The organism is Psychrobacter sp. 16-MNA-CIBAN-0192, from assembly GCF_040309565.1.
Taxonomy (GTDB): domain Bacteria; phylum Pseudomonadota; class Gammaproteobacteria; order Pseudomonadales; family Moraxellaceae; genus Psychrobacter.
In genome coordinates, this window is record NZ_JBEOOX010000337.1 from 1 (window position 1) to 265 (window position 265).

Here is a 265-nt window from a genome sequence, read left to right on the forward strand (position 1 = left end):
GTACACGCTCATCTATGCTAAAGGCCATGTTGTCACGCAGGTAGTCAAAACCAAACTCATTATTAGTACCGTAAGTACTATCGGCAACATAAGCTTGTTTTTTCTGCTGTGGCATCATACCCGGTACGTTACAACCTACCGTTAAGCCTAAAAACTCAAATAACGGACGGTTAGTTTCCGCATCACGTTTAGCTAGGTAGTCGTTTACGGTAATTACGTGTACGCCCTTACCAGTTAAACCATTTAAGTAAGCAGGTAATGTAGC

The 265-nt window shown here is 42.3% G+C and carries 1 protein-coding gene; it reads right to left on the reverse strand.

Going from position 1 to position 265, the window contains the following annotated elements; genetic code table 11:
- A partial coding sequence (locus AAEY78_RS13480; protein ID WP_352339830.1) for a hypothetical protein occupies positions 1–265 on the reverse strand: 265 nt, incomplete at both ends.